Source organism: Mycobacterium sp. 050134 (genome assembly GCF_036409085.1).
Classification (GTDB): domain Bacteria; phylum Actinomycetota; class Actinomycetes; order Mycobacteriales; family Mycobacteriaceae; genus Mycobacterium.
Window position 1 is genome coordinate 202922 of the sequence record NZ_JAZGLV010000011.1, and the last position, 19534, is coordinate 222455.

Sequence of the window (19534 nt, forward strand, 5' to 3'; positions counted from 1 at the left end):
TCGGCCATAGTCGCTCCCGGACCGGGGCGCTGCTCAAAACATCGTTCGTGGACCACCCCGACGTCGTCCGTGCTCGCGACGTCTACGGTGGCCTGGACGATCTATATGCGGCCGCGCAGCTGAGCAATCCGCTATTCGAACCGCACCGGGGCTCCAACGGGGCGACCGTGCACCAGGCCGGCCGCAGCCTGATCAATTTCAGCAGCTTCAGTTACCTCAACCTCGCCGCGGACCCGCGGGTGCATGCCGCGGCCAAAAAGGCGATCGACGAGTACGGCACGTCGGCGTCGGCCAGCCGTATCGTCTCGGGTGAGATTCCGCTGTTCGGTGAGCTCGAAACACAACTCGCGCAGCGCTACGACGTTGACGCGGCGGTGATCACACCGAGCGGCTATCTCACCAACGCGGCGGTGCTGGGCTACCTGCTGGGATCCAAGGACGTCGCGGTCTGCGACAGCCTCGTCCACAGCAGCGTGATCTCGGGTACCCGGTGGGCCGGCTGCAAACGCCTGACTTTCCGTCACAATGATCCGGATTCGCTGGAGGCGGTTCTAAAGATGTCCCGCGGCAGCTTCTCTCGCGCGATGGTGATCCTCGAGGGCTGCTACAGCATGGACGGCGACATCGCCCGGTTGCCGGAGCTCATCGCGGTCGCCCGCCGGCACAGCTGCTCCATCATGATCGACGAAGCGCATTCGTTCGGCGTTCTCGGCAGCACCGGCCGGGGTATCCGGGAGCATTTCGACCTTCCCGGTGACGCGGTGGACATCTGGATGGGGACGCTGTCGAAAGCCCTTGGCAGTGTCGGCGGTTTCGTTGCGGGCAATGTCGATCTGGTGCGTGCATTGAAGTACGTCGCACCTGGCGTCAGTCTGTTCGCCACCGGACCGGCTCCCTCCACCATCGCCGCAGCGCTGGAGGCTCTCCGCATCATCGATTGCGAGCCCGAGCGGGTAAGCCGCTTGCAGCACAACGGCCAGATGCTGCGCACATTGGCCCGGTCGCATGGCTTCGACACCGGAGTCTCGGAGGGGACGCCGATCGTGCCGATCATCTTCGGCGATGTCTCCCGGGCCGCGGTGGCTGCGGCCAGGATTGGGAAAGAGGGAGTCAACGTGGCGATTATCGACTCGCCCTCGGTTCCGGTGGGACAAGAACGATTACGTCTTTGCGCCACGAGTGATCACACCGGCGCAGAGATCACCTATGCGGTCAGGACCCTGCGCGCGATCGTCGACAGCATATGAAGCAACCCCACGACCAGCGCCCATCGGCAACCGACCCCACCGTCGTGGTGCGCAGCGCGGCAGTCGCCGATATCGGGCCGATGACCGGCGTCCTGACGGCCGCGTTCGCCAAGAACGATCCCTTCAACGAGTGGCTGTTTCCCGATCCGGCGCTCCGCGCACGAAGCGAGCCCAGGATGTTTGCCGCGATGATCCGCCACCGGTTCATCCCCCAGGACTGCGCCCTGGTGGCCAGCATCGGCGGCCGAATCGTCGGCGCCCTGCTGTGGAACGCCGGCGCCCCCGGGTTCCGGCCGATCCACGCGATGCTGGGAGGAATCAGCCTGCTGGCCGCGATGGGCAGCCGGGTGTCCGCCGGCATGGCCATGGACGCGATGGTGGCCGCGCTCGATCCTGGCCGACCACACGCAGTGGGCATATACCTGGGTTGCGCCCCCGATGTTCAGCGGCGAGGCGTCGGGCGCGCGTTGGTCAACGCCCTTGCCGCGCGATGCGACCACGACGACGTGCCGCTGTACCTGATGTGCAAGGACGCCAACGTCGGCTACTACGGGTGCCATGGATTTGAAGTCGTCAAGCAGGCACGGCTGGGCAACGACGGGCCGCTGGTCAACGTGATGGTCCGACAGCCCAATCGCCCGTGATGGATTCACTTGGCCGAGCCTTTGTGCGCCATTCGATGTGGGTGATCGCACTGTGGTTGTTGGCGACGGGCACGGCGAATCTTGCGGTTCCGCAGCTCGAACAGGTCGTCCGCGGGCACGCGAAACCGTTCTTCGCCGCGAACAGCGGTGCGGTCAGCGCGGCGGTCCGGATGGGCCGCGAGTTCGGGGATTCGACGGCCAACAACGTGGCGTACGTGGTGCTGGAGAGCACGACGCCGGTCGGCGGCGCCGATCGCCAGTACTACCGGCATCTGATCGACGCGCTGCGCGCTGACAAGGCGGACGTCGAGTCGGTGATGGACCTGTGGTCGGACCCCTACTCCGCACCCATAGCCGAGGCCCCCGACCACCGCGCGGTCACCGCGTTGGTACGGCTCACCGGAGAAATCGGAGACGCGCAGTCAGCCAAATCCATTGCCTCCGTGCGCCATACCTTCGACAAGATGCAGCGACCGGCTGATCTCCGCGTGTACCTCAGCGGCCCCGGGCCCAGTGTCGTGGACGAATTCGCCACCATCGAACACCGGCTCGCCACGATCACAACCGTGACCGTCATCGTCATCGCCGTGCTGCTCTTCGCCATCTACCGCTCCGTGTCAACCTGCGCCGTGGTACTGACCACGATTGGGTTGTCGCTTGCGGGCGCGCGGGCGGTGGTGGCGCTCCTCGGCGAGCTCGGGCTGGTCGAGGTCTCGACTTTTTCGGTGTCCTTGATGGCGGCGATGGTCCTCGGAGCCGGCACCGACTACACGATATTTCTGGTGGGCCGCTATCACGAGCAGCGCCGAAACGGCGCTGCTTCGGCAACCGCTGTGCGCGAGTCATACGCGCGCACCGCACCGGTGCTCATCGCTTCGGCGTCGACGGTGGCCGTCGCTTTGTGTTGTCTTGTCTTCACCAAGGTGGGACTGCTACGCAGCGCTGGGGTTCCCTGCGCGATCGCCGTGCTGCTCACCGCATTCGCATCGCTGTCCCTGACGCCGGCATTGCTCACGCTGGCCGCGCGCCGTGGATTGTGTGAGCCGAGAAGGCCTCGGACGACCAGGCGGTGGCGACGGGTGGGCACCGCGATCGTCCGCTGGCCAGCACCCATCTTCGTCACCGCGACGGCACTCCTCTTGGTATGCGCCGTGCCGGCACTCGGCATGAAGTTGAGCTTCGATGAGCGCACGGGACAACCCACATCGTCGGACTCCAATCGTGGATACCAGGCGGCCGACCGTCATTTCCCCGCCGACGGTTTGCTGCCGCAATATGTCCTCATCGAGACGGATCACGACATGCGTAATCCCGCGGGGCTCATCGCGATCGAGAGCATCACTCGACGCATCGTTGCGCTGCCGGGAGTTCGTGCCGTTCAGTCCGCGAGCCGGCCCACCGGTGTTCCTCTTCCCGGAGCCGCCCTCACCGACCAGGCGGCCCTCATCGGTCGCCAGATCAAAGAAGGATTGCTGTCGCTGCACACCGCACTCGACAGCATCGACCGCGCCCAAACGTATCTCGCGCAGATCGCCGAGGCCATCAATCAATTGAACACCGGCCTTGCGGGCACGGTCGACGGTCTGCGACGGATCAACGCGGGCGCGGCCAACACCAACGCGGGTGCCAGCGGGTTGCATCACATCACCGATTCCATCTCCGAACAGCTCGCGCCGCTGCGCGACTTTGTCACCGCCACACCGGATTGCCCGCAGAACCCGATCTGTGCGTTAGTAAATCGCGTAATCGGACCCATAGCTGCCGCCGTGACAAGCACCCGGCAGCTCGAGGAAGGCACAACGCAGCTCGTCGATGGATCCGGTCAGGCCGCCGATGCGCTAGCCACGGCGAGCACGGCCATATCGGCGACGCGCACCACGATGCGGCGGGCCCGTGACGGGATCACATCGCTGAGCCTCGATACCGGTTCGGCGCTACCCGAATTCACCGAGCTCGCTGACTACTTGACGGCCTTGGGCGCCGCTTTCGCCGACAGCCCCGAGCGGGGCTTCTACCTACCTGAGGCCGCGTTGCACAACCCCGGGTATGAACGCGTCGCGCGGCTGCTCTTCTCACCCGACGGCCATGCGACCAGGCTGCTCGTCTTCGGTGAAGGCGAAGCGTGGAGTCAATCCGCGGCCGAACACACCACCGAAATCCGCACCGCGATACACGAAGCCGCCAAGGAAGGAACCCTCAGCAAGAACGCCGTTCGCATCACCGGCGTCGGCGCATACACGTCCGACTTGCGATCCGCACTGGCTCGCGACATGACATTGCTGGTGGCGGTCGCACTGCTGCTGATCTTTCTGGTCGTGCTACTCCTGGTACGCAGCCCTGCCGCGGCCGTATCGGTGGTGGTAACCGTTGGCGTCTCGTATCTTTCGGCGATGGGAGTGACCGTCGCGCTGTGGACAGGCGTGTTCGGGCAGGGGGTCCACTGGGCGGTGCCCCCGCTGTCGTTCGTCGCACTGGTTGCGGTCGGTACCGACTACAACCTTATGTTCACCGCCCGCCTCAAAGAGGAGGCGCCCGGGGGCCTTCAGACGGGTATGGTCCGCGCCTTCGCCAGCACCGGCGGTGTGGTGACCACCGCGGGGATCGTCTTCGCGCTCACCATGTTGGCCTTGCTCGCCAGCAGAGTCAGCAGCATCGCGCAGATCGGTACGGCGGTGGGCATCGGGCTTGTCCTCGATACCCTGGTTGTCCGGACTTTCATCTTTCCCGCCCTGGCCAGCCTGCTGGGACGCTGGTTTTGGTGGCCCCATCTCCAACCGGCCATCCGTCCGGAGGCGGCGACGCGACGCCGGCACTTGTCGGACACTCCCTAGTGTCGTGAGTCATCGCTGGCGCACCAGCATCTCGGATGTTCATCCCGCTGGTGAATACGTCGAACGTGGGGGAAGAGTACACATTTCCAACGGCGGTTTCATGCGGTCGATGCAACAGTGGGCGGGTTTGACAGTAGTTCATCGAGCGCTTCGGCTGGTGTTTTCCAGTCAAGGGTTTGGCGGGGTCGCCCGTTGAGTTCGGCCGCGACGTAGTCGAGGTAGTGAGCACCGTAGACCGATAAGTCGGTGCCCTTGGGGAAGTATTGGCGCAGAAGTCCATTGGTGTTCTCGTTACTGCCGCGTTGCCACGGTGAGTGTGGGTCGCAGAAGTAGATGTCGAGATCGGTGGCCGCAGCGATGGCCAGGTGGTTGGCCATCTCTCGGCCTTGATCCCAGGTCAACGAGCGGCGGAGGTGTTGGGGTAGTTCGGCCATTTTTTCCACGATGGCGTTTTGCACCGACAACGCGCCGTGGTCATTGGGCAAGTGCAGCAGCACCACAAAGCGGGTGGCGCGCTCGACGAGGGTGCCGATCGCCGAGGCGGATCCGGTGCTGCCCAGGATCAGGTCGCCTTCCCAGTGACCGGGCACCGCGCGGTCGGCGACCTCAGGTGGGCGTTCGCTGATGTTGACCATGTCGGGGATACGGCCGCGGCGGGTGCCGGGCTGATGCTGGGGCCGGCGCACGGCGCGCTTGGTGCGCAGGCATTGGTGTAGTTCGCGGCGCAGCGACCCGCGGCCTTGGACGTAGATGGCCTGGTAGATGGCCTCGTGTGACACCCACATCTCCGGATCGTCGGGAAAGTCGTTGCGCAGCCGCTTGGCGATCTGCTGGGGGCTATGGCGTAACTGCAACCGAGTCTGCACCTCATCACGAAGCGTGTCACCGACGGCCAGCTTGCGCAGTTTGGGGCGACGCGCCCGCCGCGCGGCAGAGCGTTCAGCGGCCAACGCGTCGTAGCGCACCGTCGAACTGCTGCCGCTTTGACGAGCCCCGAACGCCTCTTTGCGGCGGTATCCCGATTTGCGCCCGTCGTACCGATTGGCCACGTTGTTGTCCAGTTCACGCTTGATGGTGGAGGCTGGCCGATCGAGTCGGCGGCCAATGGAACGCAGCGACTCATTGCGGCCCACACCCACCTGGATTTCCACTCGCTCCTCGACGGTCAGCCGCGGCCGCGGGCCCTGCGATCTTGGTTTGCTCACACGCGGTTTCACTCCACCAGCGTCAGTGAACCACTTCCAACCAGCGCTGCGTGACACGCCGACAGCCGCCGCCGCATCAAATGGGTTACCAACACGACGGACTTGATCCCAAAACGCGCCTACGGTCGACGGCTGAATCACACGACGGGGCATCGCAACACTCCTCACTCAGAAGACGTGTTGCATCGACCGCATGAAACCGCCAACACTTTTCCTCCATAGGGCCCACGCTCGGAAACAGCACCCGAAGGCTGCACCCAAATTTACGACTCAGGACACTAAGCCGCCGCCGCGATGGCCAGCGCGATCATCGCGATGACCACGGGGGCGACCATCAGGCACGGCCAGGTGACGTGTCGGTGGGTGTCCGACGTGCGATTCGGCTTCGGGCTGCCGGACGGAGCGACACCCCACGTGGGGGTGCAAGGCATGGGGCGGGTCTGGCGGCGGAGGGCTCGGCCGTCCCGGCGAATAACCACTACTCATCCCTATCTCCTGCCAACTTTCCAGCGGAACTAACATCCCGGGGCCGCGACACTTCCGGGGGCATGAATCGCCAGCCATCGGGTTTGTCTGCGGGACAGGCGCTCTCGCACCCAAGGAAACCGGCTGATCCTCTGGGTAAGCTGGGGACCATGGCATTCCCAGCGCTCAACCATGTCGCGGTCACGGTGCGTGACCTCGACGTCAGCGGCCCGTGGTACCGCAACCTCCTCGGCTCCGACCCGATGCTCGACGAGCACACCGATGGCGGCTTCCGGCATCTGGTCTGGATGCTCGACGGCGGCACGATATTCGGGATTCACCAGCACGATCGCCCGGCCCCCGATGGGACTTTCAGCGAGTTCCATGTCGGCCTGGACCATATCGGCTTCGGCTGCGCCAGCCGCTCCGAACTGGAGAACTGGGTGACGCGGCTGGACGACCTCGGCATCGACCACGGGGGCATCGTGGACGCGCCATACGGCTCGGGACTGAGCTTCCGCGACCCCGACGGCATCGCGCTGGAGTTCTTCGCCCCACCGCGCTGACCCGGCGCCGGCGAATCAGCGGACGGTCGCGAAGAACGCGCGCACGTCGTCGACGAACAGCTCCGGCTGCTCGAAGGCCGCGAAATGCCCGCCGCGCGGCATCGTCGTCCAGCGCGTGATGTTGTAGACCGGCTCGCACCACGACCGCGGTGCGCGCAGAATCTCGATGGGGAAAGACGCGACGCCCGTGGGTAATTCGACGCGTCCCTGCCCCCCGAACGCGCGGAAGCTCTCCCAGTACAGGCGCGCCGAGGAGGCGCCGCTGCCGGTGACCCAATACAGCATCACGTTGTCGAGAAGTTCGTCGCGGCTCAGCACGTTCTCCGGGTGGCCGTCGCAATCCATCCAGGCCCAGAACTTCTCGACGATCCAGGCCAGCTGCCCGACGGGCGAGTCGACCAGCCCGTAGCCCAGGGTCTGCGGCCGGGTGGACTGCTGCGTGGAGTAGCCGGTCCCCCACTTGCGGTGATCGGCCATGGCGGCCAGGGCCTTCTGCTCCTCGGGGGTGGGATTCTCGAGGGCCTCCGGGGTCGGCCGGGCGATCGGCATGTTCAGGTGAATCGCCGCGCAGTGGCCGCCATTTCGGCCGATCTGGGTGGTGACGGCCGCGCCCCAGTCGCCCCCCTGTGCGCCGTAGCGGTCGTAGCCGACACGCAGCATCAGCGTCTCCCATGCCTCGGCGATCTTCTCGACGCCCCACCCGGAACGCGTGGGCTTGCCGGAGAACCCGTATCCGGGAAGCGAAGGGCATACGACGTCGAAGGCGTCTTCCGGGCGCCCGGACGGCGGGTTGGTGAGCGGCTCGATCACCTTGTGGAATTCGACGACCGAGCCCGGCCAGCCATGGGTGATCAGCAGCGGGAAGGCGCCGTCGTGCGTCGAGCGCTGGTGGATGAAATGGACAGCGAGGCCGTCGATTTCGGTGACGAACTGGTCGAACCGGTTGAGCGCGGCCTCGCGCGCCCGCCAGTCGTACGCGTTCGCCCAGTGGTCGGCCAGCGCCCTGGTGTAGGCGAGCGGGATGCCCTGGCTCCAGTCGTCCACGCATTCGGTGTCGGGCCATCGGGTGCGCGCCAGGCGGCCCCGCAGGTCGTCGAGAACATCGTCGGAGACATCGATGCGGAAAGGCTTCACGCGTCCATCCTGCCGCGCGGGCTCCGGCACAGGTTCACGCCCCTGGCCAGGTTCGCCGCGGGTTGGCGACGGGACAATGGTACCGTCACACTGCTACAGTGATGGGATAAGTGTCGCATCACGCGTCAGGAGTCAGCCGTGCAAATCTTCGTCACGGGCGGTACCGGCACCATCGGGTCCGCCGTCATCACCGAACTGCTCGACCACGGCCACACGGTTCTCGCGCTGGCCCGCTCGGAGGCGTCCGCGCGAGCCGTCGAGCAGGCCGGCGCCAAAGCGTTCCCGGGGGACCTGGCCGATCTCGATGCGCTGCGGGCCGGGGCCGCCCGGTCGGACGGCGTGATCCACCTGGCCTTCGGGCGTGACTACAGCAGTGCTGAATCGCTCGCCCGGGCTGTGGCCGAGGAAAGTCGCGCCCTACAGGTGATGGGAGGCGAACTCGTCGGCAGCGACCGGCCGATCGCCGCGGTCTCGGGCACACCGTGGGTGCCGGGGCGGCCCTCCACCGAGGCCGATCCGCCGGCTACGGAAGGGCCGGTCGGCGGTCGCGGCCGATCCGTGCTGGCGCTGCTGGACCTGGCCGCGCGCGGCGTGCGCAGCATGGCGGTGCGCATGCCCCGCACCGTCCACAACGAGGGCAACGGCGGATTCGCTGGCCTGCTGACCGAGGCCGCCCGCCGGTCCGGGGTCGTGGGCTATCCGGGCGACGGCACCCAGCGCTGGCCCGCGGTCCACGCGCGCGACGCGGCGACGTTGTTCCGGCTGGCCCTGGAATCGGCGCCGGCCGGCACGTCATGGCACGCCGTCAGTGACGAGGGGGATGCCGTGCGCGACATCGCGGCGGTCATCGGACGCCGGCTGGGCCTGCCGGTCGAGACGGTCCCCGAGGAGTTCTTCGGACCGTTCGGCGCGATCTTCGCGCTCGACCAGCCCGCCACCAGCGCGCACACGCGCAGCGCCCTCGGCTGGAAGCCCACCCACCCCAGCCTCCTCGAGGATCTGGAGAACATTCAGCCCTGATCGCGTGCAGAGGCGCTGTGCCGCATCATCTTTCCCGCCGCAGCAGCGACTTGCAAGTGTGATGCGCGACCACACGGGCCAACAGCGGTGGGTCGAGGAGCCGTTCCGGGGGGTCGACGAGGTTGGCGATGCGGCTCAGGCGTTCGCTCACGACGATGTCCCCCACGGCCGCCTCGAGGATCTTCCGGCGGCTCCAGCGAGCGGGAATGGCCGAGTCGTTCGAGGAGCACAGGCGTGCGGGCGCCGCGGCCTGTGGCGTCGACGGTGAGTTCGGCGCGCAGGATTTCGGAAGCGCCGGTGGCGCGGTCGCAGACGGTGACACCGGTGATGCGGTCGGGTTCGGCGGCGACGAGATCGCCGACGTCATGCCCGTCGCGGATGGTCACGTTCGCGACGGCGGCGACGCGTCGACGCAGATGAAACTCGAGGAACGGCCTGCTCGCCTGGTACGTCACCAGCGCGGCGGGATCGGAGACGGGTTGGGCACGATTGAGGGTGTAGCGGCCCGTGCGGGTGTAGATGCGGTGCAGGTCGGGGTCGTCGAGGACCAAGGCGCCGGCGGCGGCGAGCTCGTCGAGGAATCCCGGCAGGAGCTGCTCGAAGGTGTGCGAGCCGCGGCTGAGCAGGCTGTGCAAGTGGCGCCCCTGCGGTGCGCCGCGGCGGTCGATTGGGTTGGCGGGCAGGCGATCTCGTTCCACCACCGTCACCGCCGGGAAGTGTTCGGCCAGCACCGAGGCGGCTAGCAGACCGGCGATGCCGGCCCCGAGAACAACGGCGTGACCTGTCATGTCGCCTCCCTGAGCCCTCGGATCGCGGGGGCCAAAGGCCTGGCCCCGCGATCCTCGATCGCACGGACGCTACCACAACTTTAAGAAAAATAAGAGAGAAATAAGAATGACTTAAGGCAGGGCGCGATCGTCCCGCCGAGAGCCGCCACCCGCAGGCGGCGCCGGTCAGTTCACCGCGAACGGCCCCGCAACACCGCCACCCAGTTCTCGGGCACGCGTCCGCTGGGCCCGGGAACGGACTGATCGACGGGATGGTTGTCGGGCGGGGCGAGCCGCGGACCGTCGTAGTAGGAGTCGGTTTCGTAGTTCCAAAACCAGTCCTCGCCGGGTTCGAAGGACCGAATGATGGGGTGCCCGCTGTCGCGCCAATGCTGTGTGGCGTGGCGACTGAGCGAGTCGTCGCAACAGCCGATGTGCCCGCAGGCGGCACACCGCCGCAGATGCACCCACCAACCGCCGTTTGCTTCGCACTCCACGCAGTAGTCGCCGGACGGCGGCACCGACGGGTCGACATCGGCCATCGCGATCAGCCCCTTCTTGCCAGCGCGAACGATACGCCACGGTCTTGCTGACACCGATTACTGTCTCGCGCAGACTTAAATTGGTCGCCCATTGTCCTCAATTCGTCGCCGAAGAGACGTTGGCGAAACGCACGGGAGGACTACGGCGAGCGCATGGCCGGCCCCGACGGTTTTCATCCCGACCTTTCCCACCATGCCACGCACCGCGTCCGCCGAATCGCGTTGGTGCGCAGCTCAAGAAGCTGGCCTCGCGCTCTTGCGCCAGAACAACACTTTCAGGATGATTGCGCGGCGGCTCCGTTCGCACCGCCGCCCGTCCCGGCGATGAATTCCCGCAGGCGCAACAGCAGCGTCTCCGGCTGTTCCTCGGCGATCCAATGGCCCGAATCTTCGATTGGCCGGACGGTGACGTTTTCGGCGACCTCGGACAACATGGACTCGGCGATCGGCATGAAGAAGCTCGCCGTTCCCCCGAGGCCGAGCACCGGCATCGTGAGCTTGCCCTTCTCACTCAAAACGCGCTGATTGTCGATCGCGTCCTGCTCGAACGCGCGGTATAGCTCCAACCCGGCGCGCATGGCCCCAGGAGCCGTGTACTCGGCGACGTAACGCTGCGCATCCGAAATGGAGATCGCGTCGGGATTGGCACTCAACCGCTGATAAAACGAACGGAAGTAAGGAAATTCGTTTCCCGCAATGAGCGTCTCGGCGACGTTGTCCGCCGCGCCGTGCAGGTGGAAATGCCACAGCTTGTTCGCGCTGAAGTTGGTGGTCGCCACGCTCTGGTACGCATCGGTCCCGGGAATCGGAGCCTCCATCAGCACAAGACGCTCCACGTCAGCGGGATACAGGGAGGCGAAGGCGTAGCCGACCATCAGACCAAGGTCGTGCGCGACCAGCGTGATCGGATTCTTTACGCCGAGATGATCGAGCAGCGCCTTGATGTCGCCGGCCATCGTGTGCTTGTCGTAGCCGCCGTTGGGCTTGGACGACCCACCCGCGCCGCGGTAGTCGGGAGCGACGACCAACCAGCCGTCGGCGTGCAATGGCTCCATCACGTGGCGCCATTCCCACCAGGTCTGGGGCCAGCCATGGAGCAGCACGAGCGTGCGATCCTCGCCGCCCGAGCTGGGTGGGGTACCGACGGTCACGTAGTGGATCCGGACGTCGTCGTGATCGAACATGTTGTGTTTGAACGTCGGCATCTCTGTCCCTCCCGACAAAACGGCTGTTACCGAGGCCGTTTGGACTTCTCCTGGGATGGTAAGAGCACCGCCCCGATCGGCGACTCGCGCATAGCGGGAATCGATCGGTGGTTGCCTGGATTCGTGTCGCCGAGCGGGTAACTCGGGCTGCTGCACCTCAGGACGGCCGTGACAGATCAGTGACGGGAGAACCAATTCACGCCAGCACGCGCATACCCACGCCGTGCCGGTTTTACGATCACCAATGGGATTCGAGAACGGTTTCCCAGTACCCGCTTTCCGTGGTGTCGCGTCGCGGTGCGCACGCGATACGCGCACTGTCATGGAGGAATGTCCAATGCCGTATTCATCCGAACACGACGGGTTCAAGCTCTACTACGAGCGCTCCGGGCAAGGTGTCCCGGTGGTGCTGATCCACGGCAACCCCGGCGACCACCGGGAGTACTCCAAGGTCGTCCCGCAGCTCACCCCACAGGCCGACGTGACCGCAATCGATCTGCGCGGCTACGGAAAGTCCGACAAGCACCTGCAGGACCCAACCGCCTATGCCCTCAGCCGCCAGGTCGGCGGCGTCATCGCCCTGCTCGAAGAACTCGGCATCAGCAACGCCGTGCTGGGCGGATACGACGTCGGGAGCTTTACCGCCCAGACGATCGCAGCGACCCGACCCGACCTGGTGCGATCGCTGGTCATCGCGCCGCCCACCCTCGGAGTCGGGCGGCGGATCCTGGAAGAAGAAGCGGTGAACGCATTCGTGCACGCCATCTTCTACAAGTCCGAACTGGTCGAACAGATCATCGACGGTAAGCCCGACGCTGTCCGGGCGGCGCTGAAAGAGAACCTGGTTAACTGGTCGGCCCCCGGATCGACCGTCGTCGACGACCTGCTGGACCAGCTCACCGAAAACCATTCGGCGCCAGGAGCATTCCTGGCCGGCGTCCTATGGTTCCGCAACCCCGAAGGGAACCCCATCACCTACTACGCCAACGAGACGACACCAGCACGTGAGGACAGGTTCGCCAAGCCCGTCACCATCTTGTGGCCCGACCGGGACCCGCTATTCCCACAGGCCTGGAGCGACACCCTCGATGATTTCTACGCCGACTTCACCCTGGAATACCTCGAGAACTGCGGCCACTTTTCCCCGCTGGAGGCACCCGACGCCTGGTCCGAGCATCTACTCGAACACGTCCGCCGCTGACCCGCGCCCGCGCCAACGGCGACCGCGGCGACGTTCGCGCAGGAGCGGCTGTCACGTAATCGGTGGCGGCTCTTGGCGCGGCGGGGTCATGAAAGCCCACGTGGCTCGACCAGGAAGAACGATGGTGGGCGCGGACGGTATCGAACCGCCGACCGCTGGTGTGTAAAACCCAGCCTGGCCGTCTACCGCGTCTCACACATTGCGGTAGCGTCTGCAAATGCCTAGGTCAGCGGCCGTTAGTTTCCACCCTGTCCACGGTGTGTAGGCGTGTGTCGGCTCGTCTTGGCACACTCTTGGCACAACGTGGTTTGGTTCGGGCTAATCCCACCGGTAGGAATGTTTTCGGAAGAGCCGCAGGGTGATGCCAGGTCCAAAGCCGCTGAGGTAGCGCCCGTTGTGGATGTAAGCCACGCTTGGTCACCGTGTACTGGCGGCAACGCGGCGTGAGCAACTCCGGGCCTGACGGATCAGCCGCCGCGTCGATGCCGCGAATAGTGGGCGTAACACGGAAGGTTACACCCACTTATTTATGCATCTGGGTGTAACTTGGTGAAATGGACCCACATACCGGCACCGCCGTCGAGTACGAGACGCTGGCCTGGGACATCTCGCCAGCCGCACCATATGTGCGCGCGGCGCAACGGCAACAGGGCAACTATAGGGCTGCGATTAGCGCCAACATCGCCGACCTAACCGTCAACCTGCCTTCCGATGTGCTGGCCGACGCCGAAGACGCCAGCCGAGAGGTCACCCGATTTGACGCCGAGCTGGGTCGAGAGATTGCACCGTTCTCATCGATCCTGTTACGAACTGAGTCGGCAGCCAGTTCGAATATTGAGAACCTGACAGCATCGACGCAGGCCATTGCCGAGGCCGAGCTGCCGGGGGCTAGGACAACCAACAACGCCAAGGTCATCGTTGCCAACACCGCGGCGATGGTCTCCGCGATAAACCTCGCAGACAAGATCGACCCCGATGCGATCCTGGCGATGCACGAGGCATTGATGCGTGACGTCGACCCCAAATCCGCCGGCCGATGGCGCGAAGAACAAGTCTGGATCGGCGGGGGTACCCACGGTCCGCGCGGTGCCATGTTTGTACCACCGCACCACAGCCGCGTCTTAGCAGCCATCGACGACTTGCTGCGCTTCGCGCAGCGCGACGACATCCCCGTATTACCCCAGATCGCGTTGGCACACGCGCAATTCGAGACGATCCACCCCTTCGCCGACGGCAATGGCCGCACAGGTCGGGCACTGATCCAGGCGATGTTGCGCGGCAAAGGGTTGACGCGAAACGTCACTGTCCCGGTATCGGCTGGGCTGCTGACCGACACTAACTCCTACTTCGCCGCACTGACCGCCTACCGCGAGGGCGACCCGTCCGCGATCGTCCGTCGCGTGTCGGAGGCGGCTGTCACGGCGGTCTTCAACGGCCGCGAGCTGGTGAACGAACTGCAAGCCGTGCGGGCAGAATGGAATGACAAGATCACCGCACGAAGCGACTCCGCGGTATGGCAGATCGCCGATCTTCTACTGCGCCACCCGGTCATCAATACGGCACTGCTGACCGAGGAGTTGGGCATCGAGTCAAAGCACGCGCGCCGATACCTCGAACCCTTGTCGAAGGCAGGCATCATCCTCGAGACCAGCTCGGGCCCACGCAGCCGCGTGTGGCGCTCGCCAGAGGTCATCGCCGCACTCGATGCCTTTGCCGAACGCGCCCGCCGCGGCGGGCTGGCACGATGAAGGGCAATTGTTCAGGTGTCGGGTGCTGTGCGTCGGCTGGCGGGTTCACTTCAAATTCCGAGCCAGTCGAACTAGGAGCGGTCGAAACGCTTGAGGATGAAAGGTCGCAAACCTCGGTGTAACTCCGCATTGCGCTCAGCGGGGGCCTCAGCGTCGGTCACCGAGTTGGCCCGCCAACGGTAGTAGGGCTGGCGGGCGAGCGTGAGTACCCGGCACGACACCGCGACGGGGATCCCGTCGGCGGCGAGCTCGTTCACGAGCGGGTAAAGCCTTTTCCCGGCAGATTGGACTGCGACAGATACGCCGCAGCGCGGCGCAGCACTTCGTTCTCCTGCTCGAGCAACTTGATCCGGCGTCGCGCTTCACGCAGCTCCGCGGAGTCGGTGGTACTGGTTCCAGGCTTGGCGCCCTCATCGACGTCGGCTTGGCGCATCCACTTCGACAGCGCCATCGGGTGCACCCCGGAGTCGGCGGCGATCTGCTCGATCGTCACACCGTCGTCGCGGGTGCGAGCAACCCGGACCACGTCGTCACGGAACTCTCTGGGGTAGGGCTTGGGCACGGGAACATCCTTCCAGCCGGCCCCAGCGAGGCAAGCCAACTCAGATGTCACCTATCCGTGCAGCAGACCTGGCGCCATGGACAGGCGCTTGCGACGCATGACGGTCGGGCACGACGAAATATTCAACATTCCCTATGTAAGTAACCCTGCAGGCGCATATGCTTCCAACGACGAATCGGGCAACGTCTTCACGAGAACGTCACCCAACAGGGAGGTTGGGAAGCCTGAGGAGGATGTAAATGCGCAAGACTACGAAAGTCGTCAACCTCGCCACAGCGCTTGGCGCCCTCGCGGTCCCGGCCGCCGCGCCGGAAGTCGCGAACGCCACCAACTCCGACGACGAGGCTCGCATCGCCGAAGCGTCGAAGACCAACGCCGAAACTGAGACGAAGGCCGAGGTTAAGCTGCCACGTGGCGAAGACCTTATGAGTTTCACCGTTCACCAGAACAGCGACGGCATGATGGTCCCGCAACATGAATCTCATTATTCGCATTCTTCTCATGCGTCGCATGCTTCCAGCTCGTATTGATGGCGGACATCGTCGTTGACTTCAACGCGTCGATACAGTCGCTCGGCGCGCTGCAAGAGGCTGCTTATCGCTTGATCGGGCTGGCTGCTTGCCAAATAGACGAAGCGAACGGGCGATACGTTTGCCTGCTCTCACCGTCTCAGCCGCAGCTAAAAACTGACGAACTGCGCACCCACTTCCTGAATCTCGTTACAGACGAGAACCTTCGCGAGAAAGTTAGCCGAGAGACTGACCGGCTCCGTGACGTCATTGTCGCTCTGGCATTCGGGTCGCTAGCGGAGGAGGGGTGAGCTGTGGCCGGCTTCGCCCGACCAGACTCCTTCTTGCCTGTAGCATCCGCGATTCAGCTTCTGCCCATCCGCTTCGAACGGCTCGGCGCGGATCGCCTGCTTGTCGGCAACATGGTCGGCGACATGACAGAGATGACCCAAGCCGAGCTGGACCGTCTCTGTGCGCTCGATCTCGCGCCTGGCGACGGCCTATATGAGCGTGCGTTTGAGAAGCTTCTCATCGGCTCGGTTGAGCAACGCGCCCAGCAGCAGCTCCTGGCGCTTCGTTTGCGGAGTCGCCTGAGTTTCTTGCGTACAGCCACGCCTCTCCACCTGTTCGTGGTCACGCTGCGGTGCGAGCATTCGTGCCCGTATTGCCAAGTGTCCAGGCAATGCAAGGACCGCGCCCGTTATGACATGGACCACGCGACGGCCTCGAAGGCGCTGGATATTGCGCTTTCCGCGCCGGCTTCGATGATCAAAATTGAGTTCCAAGGAGGCGAGCCGCTCCTCAACTTCGAACTCATCCGATGGATTGTCCTGGCCGCCAAGCAGCGGGCGGCCTCGAGGGGGAAACAGCTTCAGTTCGTGATCACGACCAACCTGGCGTTACTGAATGACGAGATACTCGATTTCTGCGCTGACCATGGCGTTCTTTTGTCTACATCGTTAGACGGACCGCGCGACCTCCACAACAAGAACCGGCCGCGCCGGGGCAACAACAGCTATGAGCTCGCGGTAGCGGGTATCGAGCGGATAAAAGAGCGCCTCGGGCCGGACAGGGTCAGTGCATTAATGACGACCACCGAGGCAAGCCTGGATCGCGTCGAGGAGATCGTCGACGAATACCTGCGGCAGGGTCTCGATGGCATCTTCCTGCGGCCACTGTCTCCCTACGGCTTCGCGATGAAGACGAAGCAGTTTCACAAGTATCGCGCCCAGGATTGGCTCCGATTTTGGAAGCGCGGCCTCCGCTATATCCTCGACGTCAATAAGTCCGGTCAGCACTTCCCTGAGTTCTATTCGTCCCTGATCCTTCGCCGGATGCTCAGTGACGAGCCTATCGGGTATGTCGATCTGAGAAGCCCGGCCGGGATTGGCCTGGGAGCTCTCGTCTACAACTACGACGGAGCCGTATTTGCCTCGGACGAGGCCCGAATGCTTGCAGAGATGGGGGACCGCACCTTCGAACTCGGCAGCGTGCACGAGCACAGTTATCGAGACTTGGTGTTGTCCGACACCTTGGTGTCGGCGGTTGCGGATTCGCTAACCCAGACAGCGCCGCAATGCTCAAGCTGCGTCTTTGAGCCGAACTGCGGCGCTGATCCCGTCTATCATCATGCGACCCAGAAAGACCCGTTAGGGATTAAGCCGTTGTCGGAGTTCTGCGAGCGGCAAAAGGGTGTTATCACGCACCTGTTCGAGCTGCTGGAACATTCCCCTGAGGACGCCGCCATCCTCCGGAGATGGGCCCAATGAGACCGCTTATTCTTTCAGGGCGCGCCCTAGCGGCTGATCTCGCCAGCCTGGGGGCAGATCAGCAGTCCTGGCGGCTTCGATCGCCACAATGTTTCCCAGCGGGCGATCGGGATGCCGCTTTGATTGCGCACCAACAAGATTGGGAGCTGGCGCACGCGAGGGGCTACAAGCTGGCGATCGGTCGCGATGAGCGTCCGGCCCACGCTTCCTTGAGCTATGTTCGCTTACCCGCCGAGTTCGCCGAACTTGGCGACGGCGACGTGCTGCGCATCCAACCTACGACCCGTCGGGTGCGGGTGCTCTACCGCCGCTCCTCGAGACACAACTTCTTCCTCGTGACGGAGCGCTGCAACAACTACTGCTTGATGTGCTCGCAGCCGCCGAAGTCAGTCGATGACGGCTGGCTGATGGATGAGATCGAGGAAACTCTGCCGCTGGTCGATCCAACTACACCCTCTCTGACATTCACTGGCGGCGAACCGCTTACGGAATGGCGCAGGTTTATCCATCTACTCAAGCTGACACGTGATCTGCTCCCGGACACAGCGGTACACGTGCTGACCAACGGCCGCGCCTTCGCCTCTCGCGACGTCGCAAGCGCCTGGGCGGCGGCTGGTCACCCTAAGCTCTCGGCGGGCATACCGATCTATGCCGCCGTCGACTACATCCACGATTACGTCGTGCAAGCCAAGGGGGCGTTCGACCAGACAGTCCTTGGTGTGCTGCGTCTAAAGGATCGTGGTCAGCGGGTCGAAATTCGTGTTGTGCTCCACGCCATCACCGCGCCGCGCCTACGTGAAACCTGCGCATGGATCGCTCGGAATCTACCGTTCGTGGATCATGTGGCGCTGATGGGCTTGGAAAACACCGGCTTTGCGATCGCCAACAATGACCTGCTTTGGATTGATCCACTGGACTACCGAGAAAAGTTGGCGGCCGGCGTTGACGTGCTGTCGGCGGCTGGGGTTAACGTCTCCGTCTACAATCTGCCGCTCTGCGTGCTTGACCTCAGCGTCCGGCCCTTCGCGGTGCAGTCGATCTCGGATTGGAAGAACGCGTATGTGGCCCAGTGCGATGGCTGCTCGGCCCGCCGCGATTGCGCAGGCTTCTTCTCGACCGGGCGACCGAAATTCAGTCGCGGGATAGCTGCGATTTAGTCTGCAAGCCAATGCTTCTTACCGCTGGAGCGTCGCTGACCGGACCCCGTGAACTGGTCCACCAATCGGGTCAGGCCATCCCAGTGGCGAGTCCCCGTTACCGAGTCCGCCCGGTTTTAGCCCGGATTTTTCGCGAAATGTTGCGAGTTTCGGGTGTAGATATGCGAAAGCGCCTGTCCTGCAAGGAATAATTGGACTTCTCTAGGGTTCAATCGTTCCAGCTGGAAGGCACCTTGCAGGTGCAAGAATATCGCGGTCGCGTCGCGGGTGAAAGTGTCGGCCGATGGCCAATGGTGTCGTGTCGCATGCCGGGATGGCCATGGTGCGGGAACTCGCCGACCGGACGGGGTCGGCGCAGGTCACCGCAGTGTTGACGGACACCTACAAAGGTCCGTGGGTGTATGCACCGGGGGAGGTGTTCGCTGATTTGGCGGCCGCGGTTGCTGACGGGGCGGACTGCATCGACGGCGTCGGTCAACTGTGCGGCGACCGTGAGCATGTCTTGGGTGCGAAGGCTTCGACGACCACGATGTGGCGGCTGGTCGATGAACGCATCGATGCCGCACACCTGCCCGGGGTGGGTGCGGCCCGCGCTGTGGCGCGGGCGGCAGCCTGGGCCGCGGGAGCTGCCCCTACAGCGGGACAATGGCTGCACATCGACATCGACGCCACCCTGGTGATCGATCATTCCGACAACAAACAACTCGCGGCGGGCGCCGACTTGGAAGAAAACCTACGGTCACCACCCGCTTCTGGCGTTCTTGGACCGCCCCGAGATCGCCGGGGGTGAAGCCATGGTCGGACTGCTGCGCACCGGTCGCGCCGGCTCCAACACCGCAGCCGACCACATCACCGTCCTGGCGCAGACGTTGGCGTCGCTGCCTGCGGCGTGGCGGCCTGACCCCGAGCACCGCGGTGATCCCGGCAAGCCGGCGGTGCTGGTGCGCTGCGATACCGCCGGG

Annotated in this window: 19 protein-coding genes and 1 pseudogene; 12 read left to right on the plus strand and 8 right to left on the minus strand. The window is 64.6% G+C overall.

Features of this window, described 5'->3' with window-relative positions; translation table 11 throughout:
- Nucleotides 1–47 precede the first annotated feature (47 nt).
- Genes SKC42_RS15450 through SKC42_RS15460 form a run of 3 tightly spaced genes read left to right on the plus strand, consistent with a single transcriptional unit; the run spans nucleotide 48 to nucleotide 4722 of the window.
- The gene (locus SKC42_RS15450; protein WP_330965152.1) at nucleotides 48–1247 is read left to right on the plus strand and encodes an aminotransferase class I/II-fold pyridoxal phosphate-dependent enzyme; all 1200 of its coding nucleotides are present in this window, start codon (nucleotides 48–50) and stop codon (nucleotides 1245–1247) included.
- Complete coding sequence (locus SKC42_RS15455) at nucleotides 1244–1891, plus strand: GNAT family N-acetyltransferase (protein WP_330965153.1); 648 nt, start codon at nucleotides 1244–1246, stop codon at nucleotides 1889–1891. Before SKC42_RS15450 ends, SKC42_RS15455 begins: the two co-directional genes overlap by 4 nt.
- Nucleotides 1892–1914: 23 nt before the next feature.
- Nucleotides 1915–4722 carry an MMPL/RND family transporter gene (locus SKC42_RS15460; RefSeq protein WP_330965154.1) on the plus strand — a complete coding sequence of 936 codons (2808 nt, stop codon included), beginning with the start codon at nucleotides 1915–1917 and terminating at the stop codon, nucleotides 4720–4722.
- A gap of 98 nt (nucleotides 4723–4820) precedes the next feature.
- On the opposite strand, the gene SKC42_RS15465 is transcribed toward SKC42_RS15460, so the two are convergent.
- Complete coding sequence (locus SKC42_RS15465; protein ID WP_330965155.1) at nucleotides 4821–6080, minus strand: IS30 family transposase; 1260 nt, start codon at nucleotides 6078–6080, stop codon at nucleotides 4821–4823.
- Between the two features lie 125 nt (nucleotides 6081–6205).
- Nucleotides 6206–6358 (minus strand): hypothetical protein, encoded by a 153-nt coding sequence (locus SKC42_RS15470; protein ID WP_330965156.1) that lies wholly within the window; start codon nucleotides 6356–6358, stop codon nucleotides 6206–6208.
- A 204-nt stretch (nucleotides 6359–6562) separates the two neighbouring features.
- On the opposite strand from SKC42_RS15470, the gene SKC42_RS15475 reads away from it, so the two are divergent.
- Nucleotides 6563–6958, plus strand: coding sequence for a VOC family protein (locus SKC42_RS15475; protein WP_330965157.1), 396 nt, complete (start codon nucleotides 6563–6565; stop codon nucleotides 6956–6958).
- 15 nt (nucleotides 6959–6973) lie between these two features.
- On the opposite strand, the gene SKC42_RS15480 is transcribed toward SKC42_RS15475, so the two are convergent.
- Nucleotides 6974–8092, minus strand: a complete 1119-nt coding sequence (locus SKC42_RS15480) for an epoxide hydrolase family protein (RefSeq protein WP_330965158.1) — start codon at nucleotides 8090–8092, stop codon at nucleotides 6974–6976.
- A 138-nt stretch (nucleotides 8093–8230) separates the two neighbouring features.
- Here SKC42_RS15480 and SKC42_RS15485 point away from each other — a divergent pair, with 138 nt between their 5' ends.
- The gene (locus SKC42_RS15485) at nucleotides 8231–9112 is read left to right on the plus strand and encodes an SDR family oxidoreductase (protein ID WP_330965159.1); all 882 of its coding nucleotides are present in this window, start codon (nucleotides 8231–8233) and stop codon (nucleotides 9110–9112) included.
- On the opposite strand, the gene SKC42_RS15490 is transcribed toward SKC42_RS15485, so the two are convergent.
- The 3 genes from SKC42_RS15490 to SKC42_RS15500 all read right to left on the minus strand — a co-directional run bounded on the left by SKC42_RS15490 (nucleotide 9103) and on the right by SKC42_RS15500 (nucleotide 11605).
- Nucleotides 9103–9900 carry an NAD(P)/FAD-dependent oxidoreductase gene (locus SKC42_RS15490; RefSeq protein ID WP_330965160.1) on the minus strand — a complete coding sequence of 266 codons (798 nt, stop codon included), beginning with the start codon at nucleotides 9898–9900 and terminating at the stop codon, nucleotides 9103–9105. The genes SKC42_RS15485 and SKC42_RS15490 overlap by 10 nt on opposite strands.
- Before the next feature lie 170 nt (nucleotides 9901–10070).
- A complete protein-coding gene (locus SKC42_RS15495; RefSeq protein ID WP_330965161.1) occupies nucleotides 10071–10421 on the minus strand; it encodes a UBP-type zinc finger domain-containing protein in 351 nt (116 codons plus the stop codon).
- A 275-nt stretch (nucleotides 10422–10696) separates the two neighbouring features.
- On the minus strand, nucleotides 10697–11605 hold the full coding sequence (locus tag SKC42_RS15500) for an alpha/beta fold hydrolase (protein ID WP_330965162.1): 909 nt from the start codon (nucleotides 11603–11605) through the stop codon (nucleotides 10697–10699).
- 358 nt (nucleotides 11606–11963) lie between these two features.
- Between SKC42_RS15500 and SKC42_RS15505 the strand changes: the two genes are divergently transcribed.
- Both SKC42_RS15505 and SKC42_RS15510 read left to right on the plus strand, forming a co-directional pair.
- Nucleotides 11964–12827 (plus strand): alpha/beta fold hydrolase, encoded by an 864-nt coding sequence (locus tag SKC42_RS15505; protein ID WP_330965163.1) that lies wholly within the window; start codon nucleotides 11964–11966, stop codon nucleotides 12825–12827.
- Nucleotides 12828–13381: 554 nt separating this feature from the next.
- A complete protein-coding gene (locus SKC42_RS15510) occupies nucleotides 13382–14575 on the plus strand; it encodes a Fic family protein (protein ID WP_330965164.1) in 1194 nt (397 codons plus the stop codon).
- 71 nt (nucleotides 14576–14646) lie between these two features.
- Here SKC42_RS15510 and SKC42_RS15515 read toward each other — a convergent pair whose 3' ends face one another.
- Nucleotides 14647–14832, minus strand: coding sequence for a hypothetical protein (locus tag SKC42_RS15515; RefSeq protein ID WP_330965165.1), 186 nt, complete (start codon nucleotides 14830–14832; stop codon nucleotides 14647–14649).
- A complete protein-coding gene (locus tag SKC42_RS15520; RefSeq protein ID WP_330965166.1) occupies nucleotides 14829–15137 on the minus strand; it encodes a transposase in 309 nt (102 codons plus the stop codon). The genes SKC42_RS15515 and SKC42_RS15520 overlap by 4 nt, the downstream gene beginning before the upstream one ends.
- A 239-nt stretch (nucleotides 15138–15376) precedes the next feature.
- On the opposite strand from SKC42_RS15520, the gene hxsA2 reads away from it, so the two are divergent.
- The 5 genes and pseudogenes from hxsA2 to SKC42_RS15545 form a co-directional block, all read left to right on the plus strand.
- Nucleotides 15377–15667 carry a His-Xaa-Ser repeat protein HxsA2 gene (hxsA2, locus tag SKC42_RS15525; RefSeq protein ID WP_330965167.1) on the plus strand — a complete coding sequence of 97 codons (291 nt, stop codon included), beginning with the start codon at nucleotides 15377–15379 and terminating at the stop codon, nucleotides 15665–15667.
- Nucleotides 15667–15957: a hypothetical protein gene (locus SKC42_RS15530; protein ID WP_330965168.1), complete on the plus strand. Its 291-nt coding sequence runs from the start codon at nucleotides 15667–15669 to the stop codon at nucleotides 15955–15957. Before hxsA2 ends, SKC42_RS15530 begins: the two co-directional genes overlap by 1 nt.
- Before the next feature lie 3 nt (nucleotides 15958–15960).
- Nucleotides 15961–17415 carry a His-Xaa-Ser system radical SAM maturase HxsB gene (hxsB, locus tag SKC42_RS15535; RefSeq protein WP_330965169.1) on the plus strand — a complete coding sequence of 485 codons (1455 nt, stop codon included), beginning with the start codon at nucleotides 15961–15963 and terminating at the stop codon, nucleotides 17413–17415.
- A complete protein-coding gene (hxsC, locus tag SKC42_RS15540; RefSeq protein WP_330965170.1) occupies nucleotides 17412–18572 on the plus strand; it encodes a His-Xaa-Ser system radical SAM maturase HxsC in 1161 nt (386 codons plus the stop codon). Before hxsB ends, hxsC begins: the two co-directional genes overlap by 4 nt.
- 249 nt (nucleotides 18573–18821) lie before the next feature.
- Nucleotides 18822–19534 (plus strand): annotated as a pseudogene (locus SKC42_RS15545) (transposase); the annotation flags it as partial.

Coding starts and splice junctions, on each gene's coding strand:
- SKC42_RS15505 (WP_330965163.1), top strand. CDS start 11,964: ATGCCGTATTCATCCGAACACGACGGGTTCAAGCTCTACTACGAGCGC.
- SKC42_RS15455 (WP_330965153.1), top strand. CDS start 1,244: ATGAAGCAACCCCACGACCAGCGCCCATCGGCAACCGACCCCACCGTC.
- SKC42_RS15510 (WP_330965164.1), top strand. CDS start 13,382: ATGGACCCACATACCGGCACCGCCGTCGAGTACGAGACGCTGGCCTGG.
- SKC42_RS15475 (WP_330965157.1), top strand. CDS start 6,563: ATGGCATTCCCAGCGCTCAACCATGTCGCGGTCACGGTGCGTGACCTC.
- SKC42_RS15530 (WP_330965168.1), top strand. CDS start 15,667: ATGGCGGACATCGTCGTTGACTTCAACGCGTCGATACAGTCGCTCGGC.
- SKC42_RS15500 (WP_330965162.1), bottom strand. CDS start 11,605: ATGTTCGATCACGACGACGTCCGGATCCACTACGTGACCGTCGGTACC.
- hxsC (WP_330965170.1), top strand. CDS start 17,412: ATGAGACCGCTTATTCTTTCAGGGCGCGCCCTAGCGGCTGATCTCGCC.
- SKC42_RS15490 (WP_330965160.1), bottom strand. CDS start 9,900: ATGACAGGTCACGCCGTTGTTCTCGGGGCCGGCATCGCCGGTCTGCTA.
- SKC42_RS15495 (WP_330965161.1), bottom strand. CDS start 10,421: ATGGCCGATGTCGACCCGTCGGTGCCGCCGTCCGGCGACTACTGCGTG.
- hxsA2 (WP_330965167.1), top strand. CDS start 15,377: ATGCGCAAGACTACGAAAGTCGTCAACCTCGCCACAGCGCTTGGCGCC.
- SKC42_RS15465 (WP_330965155.1), bottom strand. CDS start 6,080: ATGCCCCGTCGTGTGATTCAGCCGTCGACCGTAGGCGCGTTTTGGGAT.
- SKC42_RS15470 (WP_330965156.1), bottom strand. CDS start 6,358: ATGCCTTGCACCCCCACGTGGGGTGTCGCTCCGTCCGGCAGCCCGAAG.